Source organism: Roseisolibacter sp. H3M3-2, assembly GCF_029211165.1.
Classification (GTDB): Bacteria; Gemmatimonadota; Gemmatimonadetes; order Gemmatimonadales; family Gemmatimonadaceae; genus Roseisolibacter.
The window spans coordinates 1-548 of record NZ_JARGEK010000797.1 but is presented as its reverse complement, the minus strand read 5'-3'; the positions used below and the strand labels follow the sequence as shown (position 1 = coordinate 548).

General features: G+C 69.0%; 1 protein-coding gene. It reads left to right on the top strand.

Translation table 11 applies throughout. The features are described from left to right. A partial coding sequence (locus tag PYV61_RS26465; RefSeq protein ID WP_275836881.1) for an EF-Tu/IF-2/RF-3 family GTPase occupies positions 1–548 on the top strand: 548 nt, incomplete at both ends.

Below are 548 nucleotides of genomic sequence, written 5' to 3'. Positions count from 1 at the left end.
TCGACAAGCCGTTCCTGATGCCGGTCGAGGACGTGTTCTCGATCACCGGGCGCGGCACGGTGGCCACGGGCCGCATCGAGCGCGGCATCGTGAAGGTGCAGGAGGAGGTCCAGCTCGTCGGCTTCGGCGCCGAGAAGAAGACGGTCGTCACCGGCGTCGAGATGTTCCGCAAGCTGCTCGACCAGGGCGAGGCGGGCGACAACGTCGGCCTGCTGCTCCGCGGCGTCGGCAAGGAGGAGATCGAGCGCGGGATGGTGCTGGCCAAGCCGGGCTCCATCAAGCCGCACACGAAGTTCACCGCCGAGGTCTACGTCCTCACGAAGGAGGAGGGCGGGCGCCACACGCCGTTCTTCAAGGGCTACCGGCCGCAGTTCTACTTCCGCACGACCGACGTGACGGGGACCTGCGAGCTGCCCGAGGGGATGGAGATGGTGATGCCGGGCGACAACGTCCAGATGCAGATCGAGCTCCTCACGCCCGTCGCGATGGACGAGGGGCTGCGCTTCGCGATCCGCGAGGGCGGCCGCACCGTCGGCGCCGGCGTCGTC